Source organism: Mycobacterium marseillense (assembly GCF_010731675.1).
GTDB lineage: Bacteria > Actinomycetota > Actinomycetes > Mycobacteriales > Mycobacteriaceae > Mycobacterium > Mycobacterium marseillense.
In genome coordinates this window covers 291,634-308,230 of record NZ_AP022584.1, presented here as the reverse complement: position 1 = coordinate 308,230, position 16,597 = coordinate 291,634, and the positions used below count along the sequence as shown (strand labels likewise).

The 16,597-nt window shown below is 67.7% G+C and carries 14 protein-coding genes and 1 tRNA gene; 4 read left to right on the top strand and 11 right to left on the bottom strand.

Annotated elements, in window-relative coordinates; translation table 11 throughout:
- The first annotated feature begins 21 nt into the window (after positions 1-21).
- Positions 22-1,173, top strand: coding sequence for an alpha/beta fold hydrolase (locus tag G6N26_RS01300; RefSeq protein WP_169925520.1), 1,152 nt, complete (start codon positions 22-24; stop codon positions 1,171-1,173).
- A gap of 18 nt (positions 1,174-1,191) precedes the next feature.
- On the opposite strand, the gene G6N26_RS01295 is transcribed toward G6N26_RS01300, so the two are convergent.
- From G6N26_RS01295 to G6N26_RS01270, 6 genes are all read right to left on the bottom strand, one after another.
- A tRNA-Ile gene (locus tag G6N26_RS01295) sits at positions 1,192-1,268 on the bottom strand.
- A 111-nt stretch (positions 1,269-1,379) separates the two neighbouring features.
- Positions 1,380-1,799, bottom strand: a complete 420-nt coding sequence (locus G6N26_RS01290) for a hypothetical protein (protein WP_083017755.1) — start codon at positions 1,797-1,799, stop codon at positions 1,380-1,382.
- A gap of 326 nt (positions 1,800-2,125) precedes the next feature.
- Positions 2,126-2,524 carry a hypothetical protein gene (locus G6N26_RS01285; protein WP_083017757.1) on the bottom strand — a complete coding sequence of 133 codons (399 nt, stop codon included), beginning with the start codon at positions 2,522-2,524 and terminating at the stop codon, positions 2,126-2,128.
- A 439-nt stretch (positions 2,525-2,963) separates the two neighbouring features.
- Positions 2,964-3,830: a carboxymuconolactone decarboxylase family protein gene (locus tag G6N26_RS01280; RefSeq protein ID WP_083017759.1), complete on the bottom strand. Its 867-nt coding sequence runs from the start codon at positions 3,828-3,830 to the stop codon at positions 2,964-2,966.
- Positions 3,831-3,871: 41 nt separating this feature from the next.
- Positions 3,872-5,245, bottom strand: coding sequence for a TldD/PmbA family protein (locus tag G6N26_RS01275; RefSeq protein ID WP_083017761.1), 1,374 nt, complete (start codon positions 5,243-5,245; stop codon positions 3,872-3,874).
- Positions 5,246-5,297: 52 nt separating this feature from the next.
- A complete protein-coding gene (locus G6N26_RS01270; RefSeq protein ID WP_083017801.1) occupies positions 5,298-6,815 on the bottom strand; it encodes a TldD/PmbA family protein in 1,518 nt (505 codons plus the stop codon).
- A 58-nt stretch (positions 6,816-6,873) separates the two neighbouring features.
- Here G6N26_RS01270 and G6N26_RS01265 point away from each other — a divergent pair, with 58 nt between their 5' ends.
- Genes G6N26_RS01265 through G6N26_RS01255 form a run of 3 tightly spaced genes read left to right on the top strand, consistent with a single transcriptional unit; the run spans position 6,874 to position 9,906 of the window.
- Positions 6,874-7,758 carry a carbohydrate ABC transporter permease gene (locus G6N26_RS01265; RefSeq protein WP_083017763.1) on the top strand — a complete coding sequence of 295 codons (885 nt, stop codon included), beginning with the start codon at positions 6,874-6,876 and terminating at the stop codon, positions 7,756-7,758.
- Positions 7,745-8,569, top strand: a complete 825-nt coding sequence (locus G6N26_RS01260; protein ID WP_067168703.1) for a carbohydrate ABC transporter permease — start codon at positions 7,745-7,747, stop codon at positions 8,567-8,569. Before G6N26_RS01265 ends, G6N26_RS01260 begins: the two co-directional genes overlap by 14 nt.
- The gene (locus tag G6N26_RS01255; protein ID WP_067168701.1) at positions 8,566-9,906 is read left to right on the top strand and encodes an extracellular solute-binding protein; all 1,341 of its coding nucleotides are present in this window, start codon (positions 8,566-8,568) and stop codon (positions 9,904-9,906) included. Before G6N26_RS01260 ends, G6N26_RS01255 begins: the two co-directional genes overlap by 4 nt.
- Before the next feature lie 9 nt (positions 9,907-9,915).
- Here the strand turns inward: G6N26_RS01255 and G6N26_RS01250 are convergent, their stop codons facing one another.
- Genes G6N26_RS01250 through G6N26_RS01230 form a run of 5 tightly spaced genes read right to left on the bottom strand, consistent with a single transcriptional unit; the run spans position 9,916 to position 16,557 of the window.
- Complete coding sequence (locus G6N26_RS01250) at positions 9,916-11,310, bottom strand: amino acid permease (protein WP_372509317.1); 1,395 nt, start codon at positions 11,308-11,310, stop codon at positions 9,916-9,918.
- Between the two features lie 60 nt (positions 11,311-11,370).
- Positions 11,371-13,179, bottom strand: a complete 1,809-nt coding sequence (locus G6N26_RS01245; RefSeq protein ID WP_083017766.1) for a sulfatase-like hydrolase/transferase — start codon at positions 13,177-13,179, stop codon at positions 11,371-11,373.
- The gene (locus G6N26_RS01240) at positions 13,172-13,624 is read right to left on the bottom strand and encodes an SRPBCC family protein (protein WP_083017768.1); all 453 of its coding nucleotides are present in this window, start codon (positions 13,622-13,624) and stop codon (positions 13,172-13,174) included. Before G6N26_RS01240 ends, G6N26_RS01245 begins: the two co-directional genes overlap by 8 nt.
- Positions 13,625-13,660: 36 nt before the next feature.
- Positions 13,661-14,515: a CbiQ family ECF transporter T component gene (locus G6N26_RS01235; protein WP_067168695.1), complete on the bottom strand. Its 855-nt coding sequence runs from the start codon at positions 14,513-14,515 to the stop codon at positions 13,661-13,663.
- A complete protein-coding gene (locus G6N26_RS01230) occupies positions 14,512-16,557 on the bottom strand; it encodes an ABC transporter ATP-binding protein (RefSeq protein WP_232067521.1) in 2,046 nt (681 codons plus the stop codon). Before G6N26_RS01230 ends, G6N26_RS01235 begins: the two co-directional genes overlap by 4 nt.
- Positions 16,558-16,597: the final 40 nt, after the last annotated feature.

Sequence of the window (16,597 nt, the reverse complement as noted above, 5' to 3'; positions counted from 1 at the left end):
GCCGGGAATTCCGCCGTGGCCATGACGGAAACATCACCAAGCCGGATCCGCCTGAGCCATCACGTCGTGGAACTCGATGACGGGCGGCGGATCGGGCTTTCAGTCGGCGGCCGCGGAGTGCCGTTGTTGTTCATGCACGGGCTCCTGCTGAGTCGGAGGGCCTACCTGCGGATGCTCAGCCGGATCGCCGGAATGGGATTTCTGGTCGTCGCCGTCGATGCCGCCGGTCACGGAGATACCGGGCGACTGCCCAGCGACGCGTGCGGCTTCACCGATCGCGCCGATTCGGTGTTGCGCACGCTGGACGCCCTCGGCATCGGGCAGGCGTTGTTCGTCGGCCATTCGATGGGCGGGCGAATGACCATCCAGCTGGCCGCACGCGCGCCTGAGCGGGTGCTCGCCGCCGTGCTGTTCGACCCGGCGGCCGGAGCGCGGTTCGACACGACCATCCCCAAACTGGTGAGGTCCCCAACCAAGGCGCTGGGCGCGGCCTACACCGCTGTTCGCGACACACTGGGCGACCCCACGCAGCTCTCCCCCGGCGAGCAACTCGGATACTTCCGCGTGCTGGCCGCGGTGGCGGTGCCCAACCTGCGTTATCCACTCGCAGCCGTCCGGACGATCAGGGCCATCGTCGAGTCCGGTGATTACACGCCGATGCTGCACACCATGCGCGACGAGGGGATGCCCACGATGGTGGTGCACGCCGAAAAAGACATGATCGTGCCGTTCCCGCACGCGCGCGAAATCGCCAACGAGGCCGACGCGACGCTGTACAGGGTGCCGGACGCGTATCACTCGTGGATGATCGCCAATCCGCGCCAGGGCGCCGATGCGTTTCGCCAACTGCTCGATGGCGAATTGGGCGAGGTACTTCGCGACGCCGCCGACACGATGGGCATCGCCGACCTCGATGACCACGAGGCGTGGGAGCGCGAACTGCTGGACCCCGATGCGCTGGTGTTGGATTTCATCCACGGTCGCGACCGAATAGAAATCGGGCCCGAGGAGCTCGACCATGTCGACCTCGAGCTGGTGCGCCGTCCGGAGCGTTCGCAGGAACGGATGTCCTGGGCTCGACGGACGTATCGCCGATGGGCGGCCAAGCACCTGCATCAGGCGCGATCGCTGATCCGGCAGAGTACCCGGATCGAGCCGGAGCACTACGAATAGCTTCGGGTGAATAGCGGGTGGTGGGGCGGGCGGGGCTCGAACCCGCGACCAACGGATTATGAGTCCGCGGCTCTAACCAACTGAGCTACCGCCCCGACGGGGTCGTCCGTAGGAAACCGTAGCCGAAGACCGAAGTCAGTGTCCGTCGGGCGGGACGCGCGATGGGCGCCGCCTCTTGGCAGCGCCCATCGCCAAACCCTTTGCCGTCAGGCCGCGGACGGCCCTTGCACCGCTTGTCCCTTGATCGCGGGGATCATTTCCGGTGCGTAGACGAAGATCGCGGACTCGACCTCCCACTCAGCCTGATCGGGCTTCAGCGGCGTCGTGTTGGTCACCATGTTCACGAGTCGCTTCCCGGCGGCCAACGGATTGTCGGCGCTGCGGACCTGGTCGGCGAACCAGCGGCCCTCGGCCGTCATGTTGCAGTCGTTGAACTCGGCGGAGTGGATCATCTTGTTCTGCGCCAGCAGGTTGATGTACTGGTCGTCCTTCGGGGTCATGCTGCAGGCGGCCGCTGCCTGCGGCGCTGACAGCAGCGCTTCGCCCAGCATCGACGTCGCCACCACGGCGCCGGCAGCCCCCAACGCCAGCATCTGCCCGCGCGAGCGTGTACGTCTGATGGTCATCCTTCGAGACTCCTTCGCGTAGAAAATTTGCTGATCCACCTGTCGCACACCAATGGGTACACGGACAGAGCGCACGACAAAAGGCGGCAATGCAAACAAGGGGTGAACAAAAACGATTGAAAACAGCAGCGCGAGAAGCTATTTGAGCGAACACCCCGCTCAGGGATCGACGAGCTCCTCAACCAGCACGACGGCTTCCGTCATCGTCGTCAGCGGTTCAATTGTCTCGCTGTTTAGTTAGCTGACAACGTCCGCACACAGCGAGGTTAGAGCTAAAGCCGTTGCGGCCGTTGAATATTCGGCGCGCAGAGCCGCGCACGCCTGGCTCAGGACTCGGTCGGCCAGTTTTGCTTGGCGGCCTGGTCCTTGATCGTCGGGATCAGTTCCGGCGCGTAGACATAGATGGCCGACTCGACCTCCCATTCGGCCTTGTCGGCCTTCAGCGGCGTCGTGTTGGTCACCATGTTGACGAGTTCTTTGGCCCGGCCGAACGGGTTGGGTGAGCTCTTCACCTGATTGGCGAACCAACGGCCCTCGGCGGCCTCATGGCAATCGCTGAACTCGGCGGTGTGCACCATGCTGTTCTGCGCCAGCAGGTTGATGTATTGATCATCTGCGGGGCTCAATTGGCATGTCGCCGACGCCAGCGGGGCAGAAAGCACCGCGCCGCCGAACAACGAGGCCCCCAGCGCGACACTGGCGGCCCATGCCGACGACACCCGCATGCGCGAGCGTGTACGGGTGCTTGTCATGTTCGAACCTCCCTCTGCGCAGGAACACAATCGGCTCCGACGCAAACCCAAGCTACGAATGCTGCGAACAACGAACCGGGAAATCTATGGGCATGGCGGCTAATGACGTACGTCCCATGGCTACCCGGCGGGGGCCACACTGCCATTTCGCTACCGTCACGTCTTAGTGGTCATTTCAGTGTCGGCGACGGGGCTTAAGTTATCCAACGACCCCCACACACAGCGAAAACGCACGCTTGCGCGTCGATGTACGAATGGTTAACATTTCGTGCCCTCGCCCCCGGAGGGGCTCACGGCTCACCCGCCAGTCACGCCGCCGTGCAGCAGGGTGCGGACCACTTCCCCGAACGTTGCGGGACCAGCGGATTAAGTGGCGGACGCGAACCCGCTACCGCATGGGCACCGGCCACCGTCAGCTAAATACCGTCTGACCCTCGGCGTTGATCAGATACCGCTCGGTGCCGCTCTCGACGCGCGGCGCGTCGGCGCCCAGGGACACGGCGACTTTGTTGCTGGCGTTGCGCATGATGTCGAAGGTGAGCTCGACGGATTCGGCCTCGGAGAAGCGGGAGCGCACCTCGGCGGCATCGTCGGCGGCGAGGTGCGCAGGCGCCCAAATCAACGCATCCGCATAGCGCAGCGCTGCTTTTGCGCGATCGTCGAGCAAACCCGACGATTCGAAGCGCTCGATCTCCTCGTACAGCGTTTCCGAACCGCCGGCGTCGAGCGCGCCGCCCTCGCGTAGGGAGTTGCACAGCCGGCAATTGTGTTGTGCCGCGCCGCGCAGTCGCACCAGTTCGGAGGTGACCGGGTCCAGCGCACGCATTCGCGCCACGGCGATTAAAAAGTCGTTGAACACAAGCTCCGACGGGTCGGTGGCGTGATCCCAGCTGATCGGTCCGGCCTCCCAGCCCAGGTACTGCGCGCCGACGCCGAGCGCTTCGAGCCCGGCCCGCACGCGGGGGACGAAGTCGGCGATGTACATCTGCACGACGACCCCAAAGGTGCGGTCCCCGAGGTGCTTTAACAACCGGGACCGTTGCTCGGCGGTGATCGACGAGACGTCGGCGCTGAATTGTTCGGCGAATTCGACGACGGCGGCCTCGACGTCCGATTCCGGCTCGCCGACCTCGTCGGCCGCGGGCAGCGGCGGCAGCGACATCGTCTGCGCGCACACCCGCCGGACCAACGCCGCGATCCGGGCGTCGGCGGGCGCCGCGGGAAACAGCGCCACCAGGCGCGTGAGCTGGTCTTCTCGAACCGAAACCGGAGCCGCCATTCGTCACACGCTAGAGCGCGCGCCGCCCGGCGGCAATCAATCTATTGGGCCTGGCTCACCGAGGACATGTGGAAGTCCGGAATCCGCAGCGAGGGCATCGCGGCGCGGGTGGCCCAATCCCCCATTTCGCGCGGCAGCGTTTTCTCGCTCACGCCGGCCTCGGTGGCGCGTCGCAGCAGGTCCAGCGGGCTTTCGTTGAACCGGAAATTGTTGACGGCCGCGGTCACGCGTCCGTCTTCGATGAGGTAGACGCCGTCGCGGGTGAGTCCGGTGAACAACAGGGTGGTGGGGTCGACGACCCGGATGTACCAGAGCGTGGTCAAAAGCAGGCCACGCTCGGTGGCCGCGATCATGTCGTCCTGAGTGGCCGACCCCCCGGTCATCACCAGGTTGTCGGCGGCGACTGCGACCGGAGCGTCGTATTTGTCGGCGGTGGCGCGCGGATAGGCCAACGCGTTGATCACCCCGTCGCGAATCCAGTCCACCTGGCCGATCTCCATGCCGTTGTCGAACACCGACAGCGTCTCTGAAGAGCTGCTCGCCGCAACGAACGGCGTGCAGGCAAGGCCGGGTGCCATCGGGTCGGAGAACAGTGTGATCGGCAGCTCGGTGAGCCGCTCCCCCACCCGGGTTCCCCCGCCGGGCGCCGAGAACGCGGTCCGGCCCTCCTGCGCACCGCGGCCGGCCATCGACCACGCCATGTAGATCATCATGTCGGCCACCGTCGACGGCGGCATGATCGTCTGGTAGCGCCCCGCCGGCAACTCGACGCTGCGCTGCGCCCAGCCCAGCCTGGTGGACAGCTGCTCGAGCAGCGAATCGATTGGCACATCGACGAAGTCGGGGGTCCCGACGCCCGCCCACGCGCTGGCGTCACCACGCTTCGCGTTGATCTCCACCGCCCCGGTGGGCTGGCTGAAACGCCGCCGCAGTCCGGTCGACGAGGCCAAGAACGTCGTCGAAACGCTATGGTGCGCAAAGCCGTAGAGCCGGTCCGCAGCGCGGAAGCCGCGGCTCAAGGAGTCGGCCACGTCGGCGAAGACCAGCGGTCCGGTGCCCGGCACCGGCGCGTCCCAATCGGCGGGCACGCCGGTATCGACGAGAAGCGGCGCGGCGTCGCCGGCCTCCGGCGCCGAACCGGCGGCCTCCTGCGAGGCCGCCACCAGACCGGGGAGCACCCGCGGATCCGCCTCGGCGGACACGACCGTGCCGATGCGCGCGCTGGCGCCCCGACGCACCACGGAGATCACCGACACGCTGCGGCTCACCGAAACCCCGTTGGTGGTCATCGAATTGCCCGCCCAGCGCAGGGTCGCCTCGACCTTGTCGGTGACCAGCACCATGGTCTCGTCGGCGCCGCCGAGCTTTGCCGCCTCGTCGAGCACGATGTTGACGACGTGCTGCGCGGTAATCATCGGCGCCGCTCCTCCTCATCGCTGCGCTCTGCATCGCCGCCGGCGCGAATCATCAGCGCCCGCCCTCGGTGCGGGTGTTCAGCACGTTCACACCGCGGAACAGCGCCGAGGGACAGCCGTGGCTGACCGCCGCGATCTGCCCGGGCTGGGCCTTGCCGCAGTTGAACGCCCCACCCAGGCGCCAGGTGGACCGGCCGCCCACGGCCTCCATCGAATTCCAGAAGTCGGTCGTGGTGGCCTGATAGGCGACGTCGCGCAACTGGCCGTCGAGGCGGCCGTCGCGAATCCGGAAGAACCGCTGCCCGGTGAACTGAAAGTTATAGCGCTGCATGTCGATTGACCAGGATTTGTCGCCGACGATGTAGATGCCCTCCTCGACCCGGCTGATCAACTCGTCGGTGGTGATGTCCTCGGGGGCGGGCTGCAGGGACACGTTGGCCATGCGCTGGATCGGCACGTGGTGCGGCGAGTCGGCGTACGAGCAGCCGTTGGAGCGGGGCTTGCCCAGGCGGCGGGCGAACACCCGGTCGAGCTGATAGCCGGTGAAGATCCCGTCGCGCACCAGATCCCAACTCTGCGCGGCCACTCCCTCGTCGTCGTAACCGATGGTGGCCAAACCGAATTCGTCGGTCCGGTCCGCGGTCACGTTCATCACGGGCGACCCGTACCGCATGGTGCCCAGCTTGTCCGGTGTGGCGAACGACGTTCCGGCGTAGGCGGCCTCGTAGCCGATCGCGCGGTCGTATTCGGTTGCGTGCCCGATGGATTCGTGGATCGTCAGCCACAGGTTGGTCGGGTCGATCACCAGGTCAGTGGGTCCTGGAACGACGGTGGGCGCCTTGACCTTCTCGGCCAGCAGTGCCGGCAGCTGCGCCAGCTCGTCGGTCCAGTTCCAGATGTCGTCGCCGGCCAGGACCTCCCAGCCCCGGCCCATCGGCGGGATCAGCGTGCGCATGGAGTCGAAGCTGCCCGCCGCGGGGTCGACGGTCACCGCCTCCAGGGTGGGCTGGATGCGGACGCGCTGCTGGGTGATCGAGGACCCGTAGGTGTCGGCATAGAACGTCTGCTCCTTGACGGCGGTCAGCACCGCTGAGACGTGATCGATGCCGTCGGCGCTGAGCAGCCGCCCCGAGTACTCCTCGAGCACAGCGATCTTGTCGGTGGCGGAGACGTCGAACGGGTCGATGCGGTAGTTCGACACCCACGTCGCGTCGGTGTAGACGGGTTCGGGCGCCAATTCGACGCGCTCGGTGCTCAGCATCGCCAGCGTGGTGGCGACCTGCACCGCGTGGCGCGCGGTCTCGGCGGCGACCGAGGGCACCAACTCCGCGTGCGAGGCGAATCCCCAGGTGCCGTCGACGATCACTCGCACCGCCAGCCCGACCTCGCGGTTGATCACCGAGGTCTCGAGCGCGCCGTCGCGCAGCTGGACGATCTCGGTGGTGATGCGGTGAACGCGCAGGTCGGCATGCGTGGCCCCGGCTGCGGTGGCCGCCGACAGCGCGGCGTCGGCCAGTTCGTGGCGCGGCAGGTCGAGGAAGTCGGCATCGATCCCCCGGTTCGGTGTCACGGCTCCACCGTAACGGCCGCTCATGTCAAACCGGGGCAGCGCCCGCTTTAATTACCCCATGGCCGGCGCCGAACGCAGGACTCGTCCTCGATCGACCGCATTGGGCTATGCGCTGCTGGCGCCGAGCCTGTTCGGCGTCCTCGCCTTTCTGCTGTTGCCCATCCTGGTGGTGATCTGGCTGAGCCTGTGTCGGTGGGATCTGCTGGGGCCGCTGCGCTTTGTGGGCCTGTCCAATTGGCGGTCGGTGCTGACCGACGGCGCCTTCGGCAATTCGCTCATCGTGACGACGATCTTCGTGGCGATCGTGGTGCCGGCGCAGACGGCATTGGGGTTGCTGGCCGCGTCGATGCTGGCCCGCCAGCTTCGAGGCACCGGCCTGTTTCGCACCGTGTTTGTGCTGCCCTGGATTTGCGCGCCGCTGGCGATCGCGGTGTTGTGGCGGTGGATCCTGGCTCCCACGGACGGCGCCGTGAGCACCGTATTGGGACATAGCATCGAATGGCTTTCCGATCCCAGCTTCGCGCTGCCGCTCGTGTCGGCCGTCGTGGTGTGGACCAACGTCGGATACGTCTCGCTGTCGTTCCTGGCGGGGCTGCTGGCCATTCCCGACGAGGTGCACGCCGCCGCACGCACCGACGGCGCCAACGCGTGGCAGCAGTTTTGGCGCATCACCATTCCCATGCTCCGGCCGACGACCTTTTTTGTACTGGTGACCGGGATCGTCAGCACCGCACAGGTTTTCGACATGGTCTATGCCCTGACCGGCGGCGGCCCGGCGGGCAGTACCGATTTGGTGGCCCACCGCATCTACGCCGAGGCGTTCGGGTCGGCAGCCATCGGCCGGGCGTCGGTCATGGCGGTGGTGCTGTTCGTGATCCTGATCGGGGTCACGTTGCTTCAGCATCTCTATTTCCGGCGGCGGATCAGCTATGACCTCACTTAGTCGCGCCAGCAAGGCGCTGATCTATTCCGGACTTGCCCTGGGCGCGTTGATCACGTTGGCGCCGTTCATCCTTGGGCTGATGACCGCATTCACCTCGGCGCACCAATTCGTCACGGGTACGCCGCTGCAGCTCCCAGACCCACCCACGCTCGCCAACTTCACCAACCTGGCCGGGGCCGGGTTCGGCCGCGCGGCGGCGGTCACCGCGTTGATGACGGCGGTGATTCTGGTGGGCCAGCTGACCTTTTCCGTGCTGGCCGCCTACGCCTTCGCGCGCTTGCACTTTCCCGGGCGCGACGCGTTGTTCTGGGTGTACATCGCGACGCTGATGGTGCCGGCGACGGTCACGATCGTGCCGATGTATCTCATGATGGCGCAGCTCGGTCTGCGCAACACGTTCTGGGCGCTGGTGCTGCCGTTCATGTTCGGCTCGCCCTACGCGATCTTCTTGCTGCGCGAGCACTTTCGCATGATCCCGAACGACTTGGTCAACGCCGCCCGCCTGGACGGCGCCAATACGCTGGACGAGATCGTGCATGTGGTGATCCCGTCCAGCCGGCCGGTCCTGGCCGCCCTGGCGCTGATCACGGTGGTCTCGCAGTGGAACAACTTCATGTGGCCGTTGGTGATCACCAGCGGCCGCAGGTGGCGGGTGCTCACCGTGGCGACGGCCGACCTGCAGTCGCGGTTCAACTCCCAATGGACGTTGGTGATGGCGGCCACCACCATCGCCATCGCCCCGCTCATCGCGCTGTTCGTGGCCTTCCAGCGCCACATCGTCGCCTCGATCGTCGTCTCGGGATTGAAGTGACCCGGCCCCGGTTCTCCACACTGGTCGCCGCGGCGGTCGGACTGGTCGCGGTGTTGTTGGCGGCGACGGCGGTCCTGCTGGACTACTCGGGCCAGCCGCACGGCGGCAAGACCATTGTGACCGTGCGCATCTGGGGCGATCAGATCGGCGCGGCCTACCGGCAATCGTTCCAGGAATTCAGCCGCGCCCACCCCGACATCGAAGTGCACGTCAATTTGGTGGCGTACTCGTCCTACTTCAACACCCTGCGCACCGATGTGGCCGGCGGCAGCGCCGACGACATCTTCTGGCTGTCCAACGCCTACCTCGCGGCCTACGCCGACAGCGGCCGGCTGCTGGACATCGGTGCGACGCTGGGCCCCACGGCCGCGTCGGACTGGGAGCAACCGGTCGTCGAGCAGTTCACCCGCAACGGCACGCTCTGGGGCGTGCCGCAGCTCACCGACGCCGGAATCGCCTTGTACTACAACGCCGATCTGCTGGGCGCGGCCGGCATCGACCCCGCCCGGCTAAGCACCTTGCGATGGAGTCCCGATGGCGGTGACACGCTACGGCCCCTGCTCGCCCGGCTGACCGTCGATGCGCAGGGGAACCGCGGCGATACCGAGGGATTCGACGCGGGGCGGGTGCGGCAGTGGGCATACAACGCGGCCAACGACCCCCAGGGGATCTACCTGAACTACATCGGGTCTGCCGGCGGCGTGTTTCAGCGCGGCGATGAGTTTGCGTTCGACAATCCCGGGGCCGTCACCGCCTTTCAATATCTGGTCGACCTGATCAACCGCGACCACGTCGCGCCGCCCGCGGCCGACACCAACGACAATGGCGACTTTTCCCGCAACCAATTCCTGGCCGGGCGGATGGCGCTGTTCCAGTCGGGTACCTACAGCCTGGCCCCGGTGGCCCGCGACGCCCGCTTCCGCTGGGGTGTGGCGCCGATGCCGGCGGGCCCGGTAGGCCGGGTCAGCGTCACCAACGGCATTGCCGCGGCGGGCAATGCGGCCTCGCGGCATCCCGACGCGGTGCGTCAGGTGCTGGCCTGGATGGGCAGCAGGCGGGGCAACGAATACCTGGGCCGCTACGGCGCGGCCATCCCCGCGGTGTCGTCGGCCCAGCCGGTCTACTTCCACTACTGGGCCACCCGGGGCGTCGACGTCACGCCGTTCTTCACCGTGCTGAACGGTCCGCGCATCGCGGCCCCCGGGGGCGCGGGGTTCGCCGCCGGCAATGATGCCCTGCAGTCCTATTTCGACGAAATGTTCTTGGGCCGTGGCGATGTCGCGTCGACGCTACGGCGGGCTCAGGCGGCGGCCAACGCCGCGGCCGCGCGCCAGTGAGCGCGCTGATCACTGCGCGTCGTTGAGCGCGCTGTGATGGCGGCCCCAAACGAAATAGAACATCAGCGCCAGCGAGACCCAGCCGCCGAACGCGACCCAGGTGTACCAGTGCAAGCCGGCGAGGATGTACCCGCAGGCCGCCACCGAAAGGATCGGCGTGACAGGATAACCCGGCACCATGAAACCCCGTGGCAGGTCGGGCTCGCGCACCCGTAAGACGATCACTCCGACGGAAACCACGACGAACGCGGTCAGCGTGCCGATCGACACCATATCCGCGAGCTTTTGCAACGGGATGAAGGCGGCCAACGTCGAGGCCGCCAGTGCGACGATCACCGTGTTGTTCACCGGGGTCATGGTGCGCGGATTCACCGTGGCGAACCTCGCGGGCAGCAGCCCGTCACGCCCCATCGCGAACAGGATGCGCGTCAGGCCGTACATGGTGACCAGCGTGACGCTGAAGATCGAAATGACCGCGCCCGCAGCAAGGATCGAGCTGGCCCAGCTGCCGTGCGTGACGTTCTCGAGGATCGTTGCCAGCCCGGCTTCCTGCTGACCGGCGAAGGCCTGCCAGGGCTGCGCACCCAGCGCGGCCACCGCCACGAAGACGTAGACGCCGGTGACGGTCAGCAACGCGGCGATCAACGCCCGCGGCATGGTTTTTTGCGGGTTGTTCACCTCGTCGCCCGCGGTGGACACGGCGTCGAGACCGATGTAGGAGAAGAAGATGGTCCCGGCGGCCGACCCGATGCCCGCGACGCCGAACGGCGCGAAGTCCCGCAGATGGTGCGCGTCGAACGCAGTGAAGGCGACAACCACGAACACGACGAGCACGCCCAACTTGACCATCACCATGATCGCGTTGACCTTCGCCGATTCGCTGGCGCCGCGGATGAGCAGCAGCGCGCACATCCCGATCAGCGTAATCGCCGGGACGTTCAAATAGCCGGGCTGCGCGTCCCAGGGCGCGGCCGACAAGGCGTGTGGCAGTTGAAATCCCATCACATTGCTCAGCAACCTGTTGAGATAGCCGCTCCAGTTGACCGCAACCGCGGCGGTGGCCACCCCGTATTCGAGCAGCAGGCACGCGGCCACACCGACCGCCGCAACCTCCCCGAGCGTGGTGTAGGCGTAGGAGTACGACGATCCCGAAACCGGCACGGCCGAGGCCAATTCGGCGTAACACATGGCCGCGAGACCGGCGGCGAGGCCCGCGAGAAGGAAGGAGACAATGACTCCGGGCCCGGCTTCGGGCACGGCCACGGACATGACGAAGAAGATGCCGGTGCCGATCGTCGAGCCGACCCCGAACATGGTCAGCTGAAAGGTGCCGATGCCGCGCTTGAGGTGATCCGCGGCGCCGATTGCGACATGCGCGCCCACCACCGGGCGCCGCCGCAGCATCTGCTTCTTCAGGCCGACCGACGTCGCTGCCAATTGCGCCTCCTGTTACCGGTTCGGCGGTCAGCGCCGGCGAAGCAGCCGCGCCAGCCGGGAGGGCCGCGGGCGGGTCCGCGCTGAGCGGCGGGGGGCGTACGGCCACGGGTGGTTTCGCTCGGGAATCGACTGGGCCCGGACGTGTTTCAGTTGGGCGCGCAGGTGTCGGCGCAGCTCGTGCAGGTGCGGGTCCGTCCAACGGTTGACCGCTTCGATCGGGTCCTCGGTCAGGTCGTAGAGCTCCCATTGGTCGTCGAGGGGTGAGGTGCGATAGGCCTCTCCCCCGAGCCCGTTGGCCGCCAGGTGGCGCACCCCGGGCTCGGTCCAGGTGCCGGGGTCGTCGAAGGTGCGCACCAGCTTCCACAGGTGACCGCAGCCACCGGCGGCCGCCGCGTCGTCGACGCTGACGACCAGCCCCTCGAAATTGGATGCGGTGTGCGCCGGGATCCGAATGCGCAGCGGTGCCGGAGGATTGACCGTCTGCTTCAGTTGCCGTCCCAGGCCCGAGGCGCCGCTGTCCCCCTCGAGCACGTTGTCGCGGGTCATCAGGTAGACGGCCCTGTCGTCGTCGGCGTTGCCACCGTCGACGATCGGCATGAGATCGCGGCCGGGCAGCTCGTGCACTTCGGAGAACGACTCCGCCAGCGTGGCGGCGGCCGCGGCCACGTCGACGCCGGCGGCCGCCAGGAGCGTGGGCACCAGGTCCACGTGCGAGGTCGGCGCCGTGACGGCGCGGCGCCGCGTCGCGCACTCGCCGATGCGCGCGATGACAAAGGGGACGCGCGTGGCCTCGTCATAGAGGTTGAACCATTTTTGATGCAGCCCGCCGTGAGCTCCCAGGAGATCGCCGTGGTCGGCCGTGCGCACCAACACCGCGTTCTGCGAACCGGATTCGGTGACGGCGCGCCGCACCCGGTCGATCGGGCCGTCCGACTCGGCGTGCAGCCGGTAGTACAGGTCGCGGTAGCGCTGCGCGTTGCGGTCGTAGGTCCGGTTGATCGCCGGGGCGGGGCCGTACCCGGAGTAATACGCCTCGCGGAAGGCGATTTGGGCGGCCGGCTTGGTGGACAGGTCTTCGTCCGCGGTCGGGGCCGCAGGCACCGGCGGCGGGTCCAGCGGCGACGGCTGCACGGGCCCTCGCCGGGACCATGCCGGAAAGAGCACGATGTCATGGGGATTCACGAAACTGGCCACCAGAAGGAACGGACGCTGCGCGGCGGGGTCACCGGCGCGACGGCGGGCGTAGCGGTCGGTGAGCCAGCCCACCACGCGATCGGCGATCAGCGGGTCGCGGCGAACGCCGGCGTTGGCCAGCGCCGCCCCGTGCGGCTCCGGGCCGACCCAGCCGGAGAAACCGAACGGATCGAGCGGGTCGGCTTGCAGATAGCGCCGCACCGCGGCAGGGTCGACGGTCCCGTCATCGTCGTTGGTGGCCAACGGATGCCCGGTCGCCGGGTCGGTGAGGTCGGCATGGGAAATGTGCCATTTGCCGTCGTAATGGGTGTCGTATCCGGCCGCGCGGAACCAGTTGCCCAGCGTCGGCACTTCGCCGGGTCGCAGCCAGCGCATGCGGGAGTCGTCGGCGGATTTTCCGATGCCGTCGGTCTGGGTGACCCCGTGCAGGTCGGGGTAGTGCCCGGTGAAAATCGTTGGGCGACTGGGCACGCACGCCAGCGAGCCGGTGTAGTGGCGGGTGAAGCTGACGCCGTGGTCCTCGAACCACTTGCGCCCGGCCAGCGTTCGGTCGCGCCACGCCACCACGTCGGGCGCCTCGTAGGGCGGAACCGCGCGTTCTTCGTCCGTCATGATGACGATGACATCGGGGCGATCAGACACGGCCGTTCTCCAATCGATTCGCCAGCCCGGCGAGCAGCGCGTCGGACTGTCGTGCGAGCACGCGACACACGACGCGTTCGGCCAGCTTGTGGCGTGCGCGAGGCCCGATTTCGACTGTACTGGTCAGGGCCACCAGGGCGGATCGGTCGCCCGCCGGCGCCAACGTCCAGCGGTTGGCCACGCGGCGCAGGCGGCGGGGCAAGCCGTCGATGTCGTAGGCCAGGGCGCGGCCCGGGGCGAATTCGGTGATGCGCTCGACCAGCGCGTCACGCTTGACCTGGACGCGTCGGGCGGTGCCGAGCCCGCCCCCGTCGGGACCGGCATACAACACACAGGAGTGATCGACATTGGCGGACCACGAACTGAGGGAACCGAAGTCCGCCAGGACATCCCAGACGTCCCCGACGGAGGCCGCGATGGTGCGCGTGCGCCGGATATCGGTCATCTGCTCACGCCGCGCGACGGGCCCACACCGGATCGCTTAATGAAGCTGGACGATCGAGTCGATGACCACGCCGGTGGCCCCGGCGGTGACGGTGATGGCCAGCGTCACCCAGTCCGCGAGCTTCGGGCGCCCGGGAGCGGCCGATAGCTGACCGATCCCGCCCCGGGCGGTGATCGCATCGCCCATCTCGTCGGCGCGCCGCAACGTCACAACGATTGCTGCCGTGAGCAAGTCGATCATGTCGCGCGCCTGCTGGCGTCGGCGGGCCCGGCGGTTACGGGGAGTCTGGTTGGGACGCAGCCGGCGGGCGGCGTAGAGCACTTGGAATTCTTCGATCAACATCGGGAAGGCGCGCAGCGCGAGCGCTAGGGCCACCGCCCATTCGTCGCTCGGGATCCGCAACCAGCGCAACGGGCGCCCCAAAGCGGCGAGCGCCGGCCCCATTTCGGCGACGTTGGTGGTCCAGGACAGCATCGCCCCCAGCCCGATCAACACGATCGACAGCGCGGTGACCCGCACGAAATGCAGCGTCCCGCCCAGCCCGATGTGCACCCCGGCGATCGAGACCACCGGAGCGCCGGCGCCGAGCGCGGCGGTGATGCCGCCCACCGCGAGGATGATCCATATCCAGCGCCGCGGCGAGGGCAGCGCGCCGCGGGGGATGTGCGCCAGGCGGGCCGCCGTTATCAGCAACACCAACATCAGCCCGACGCTGGCCCACCCCGGGTAGAAGGTCAGCAGTATCGAAACGCCCAGCACCACCAGCAGTTTGGTGCCGGCCCACAATTCGTGGATCTTTGAGGTTCCGGGCACCGGGACCAGCAGGACAACCGGACGGGGCGTACGGCGAGTTTTTCCGGTCGCCGCCTTGGCGTCCGCGGGCGCGGTCATGGCATTCCCTCCGCCGCGGTCGTCGCCGTTTCCAGCGCCCCGTTGCGCAGATACAGGGATCGCGGGCACAGCTCCTCGAGCCCGACGATGTCGTGGGAGATGACCACCACCGTCAGACCTCGTTCCCTGCGCAGGTTTTCCAGCAGGCGCAGGAGGCCGCGCTGACTGCCGACGTCCAATCCTGCCAGGGGTTCGTCGAGGACCAGCGCCCGCGGGGAGCGGGCCAGCAGTCCGGCCAGCACCACGCGGCGCATCTGGCCGCCGCTGAGTTGGTCGATGCGCCGCTTGCCCATCGCCGGGTCCAAACCGACTGAGATCAGCGCCTCGGCCACCCGGTCTTCGTCGAGATGCGAAAAGCCCGCTGCGGAAGCGACTTCGGCGTCGACATGGTCGCGCATCAGCTGCAACCGGGCCGACTGGAACGACAGCGCGACCTCCCCGACGTGCTCGTGGGTGGGCTCGCCGTCGATCAGGCAAGTGCCCGCGGTCGGAGTCGTCAACCCGGCCATGATCCACGCCAAGGTCGATTTACCCGACCCGTTGCCGCCGTGGATCAACACCCCGTCGCCCTGCTCGACCACGAAGCTGATATTGCGCAGGGCGACCTTGGCCCACGGTGTGCCGCTGGCGTATTCGTGGCTGACGTCGACAAGCTCGAGCACCGGCGTGTGCGAGCGGGGCGTGACCGCAGCGGTCTGGGCGGGGGTGATGGTCGGGGTTTCGGCCTTGACGGCGTTATCCGCTGAGTCGCTGAGCCTGATGATGCGGTCGGCGGACGCGGCCTCGTTGTCGTAGTGGGTGATGTGCACCAGCGCGCTCTGGTGGCGCTTCGAAAGGCCAGAGAGCACGCCCAGCAACGCATCTCGCCCCTGCTGGTCGACCATGGTGGTGACCTCGTCGGCGATGAGCAGGGCCGGATCCCGCGCCAGCGCGGCGGCGAGCGCGAGGCGCTGCAGCTCTCCCCCCGACAGGCTCCCGGTGTCGCGTTCGGCGAGTCCGTCGAGCCCGACTTCACGCAGCAATTCGCTGACGTCGATCTGCGCGCCCGCGGGCAGGCCCCACACCACGTCGTCGGCGACGCGCGTGCCCAGGACTTGACTCTTGGGGTGCTGCAAGACGATTGCGGTGCCCCCCATCTCGCCCAGCCCCACCGCGCCGGGGCGGTCGACGGTTCCCGACGTCGGCTCCCGCCCGGCCAGCATCAGCATCAACGTGGTCTTGCCCGAGCCGTTGGCCCCCGTCACGGCGATGTGTTCGCCGGCCTGGACGTCGAGGCTGACCTCGCGCAGCGCGTCCCGGTCGGCGCCGGGGTAGCGGAACGACACCTTGTCCAGCCGCACCGGGACCGGCCCGACCGGAGCGCCGCCGGCCTGCGTGTCCTCGGACACGTCCAACTTGTGCACGTCGGGGATCTTGCGCATTCGCTCCAAGAGGCGAGACAGGGCCGACCAGCTGATGAACGAAACGACGACGACCAACAAAACCATGTACGGGAAAATCAACAGCGGCCAGTGGTGTATCCCGTTGGCGACGTATCGCTTCAGGGCGTCGCCGACGCCCTGAAGGTGTACCCAATTCAGGAATGCCGCGACCCCGTTGGCATTGGCGGTGATCACGTCGAAGAACAGCTGCCGCAGGCGCGTCAGCACCGCCAGCACCGCGACCCATCCGGCGCCCCACAGCACCCCAGCGATCAGCGACAAGAATGCGACCGTCGGTATGCCCCGACCCTTGCGTTTGACGATGCCGCACAATCCGCCGACCCAGGCGCAGTCGACGAGCATGAACAGGCTGCCCAGCCCGGCGATCAAAAAGGCGATCACGCCGCCAGCTACCGTCGCGGCCATCAAGGCCCGCGGGCGATAGCGGTAGGCCAGCAATCCCATGGGCACGGTGCCCAGCACGCCCAGCCCCTGAGCGAATGGGATTACCGCGGCGAGGATCTCGATCGCCGCGCAGAGGGCCCCCATGACAGCGGCCTGTGCCAACTCATTCGGACGCAGCGACCCTTCCCCAGGTTGCCGAAGACGCAGCAAGGTCACTTTGGCGATTCTGCCAGTCCCGGCAGGGGGTGTCCGCTGA

Coding starts and splice junctions, on each gene's coding strand:
- G6N26_RS01300 (WP_169925520.1), top strand. CDS start 22: ATGACGGAAACATCACCAAGCCGGATCCGCCTGAGCCATCACGTCGTG.
- G6N26_RS01290 (WP_083017755.1), bottom strand. CDS start 1,799: ATGACCATCAGACGTACACGCTCGCGCGGGCAGATGCTGGCGTTGGGG.
- G6N26_RS01285 (WP_083017757.1), bottom strand. CDS start 2,524: ATGCGGGTGTCGTCGGCATGGGCCGCCAGTGTCGCGCTGGGGGCCTCG.
- G6N26_RS01280 (WP_083017759.1), bottom strand. CDS start 3,830: ATGGCGGCTCCGGTTTCGGTTCGAGAAGACCAGCTCACGCGCCTGGTG.
- G6N26_RS01275 (WP_083017761.1), bottom strand. CDS start 5,245: ATGATTACCGCGCAGCACGTCGTCAACATCGTGCTCGACGAGGCGGCA.
- G6N26_RS01265 (WP_083017763.1), top strand. CDS start 6,874: ATGGCCGGCGCCGAACGCAGGACTCGTCCTCGATCGACCGCATTGGGC.
- G6N26_RS01260 (WP_067168703.1), top strand. CDS start 7,745: ATGACCTCACTTAGTCGCGCCAGCAAGGCGCTGATCTATTCCGGACTT.
- G6N26_RS01250 (WP_372509317.1), bottom strand. CDS start 11,310: ATGCTGCGGCGGCGCCCGGTGGTGGGCGCGCATGTCGCAATCGGCGCC.
- G6N26_RS01240 (WP_083017768.1), bottom strand. CDS start 13,624: ATGACCGATATCCGGCGCACGCGCACCATCGCGGCCTCCGTCGGGGAC.
- G6N26_RS01235 (WP_067168695.1), bottom strand. CDS start 14,515: ATGACCGCGCCCGCGGACGCCAAGGCGGCGACCGGAAAAACTCGCCGT.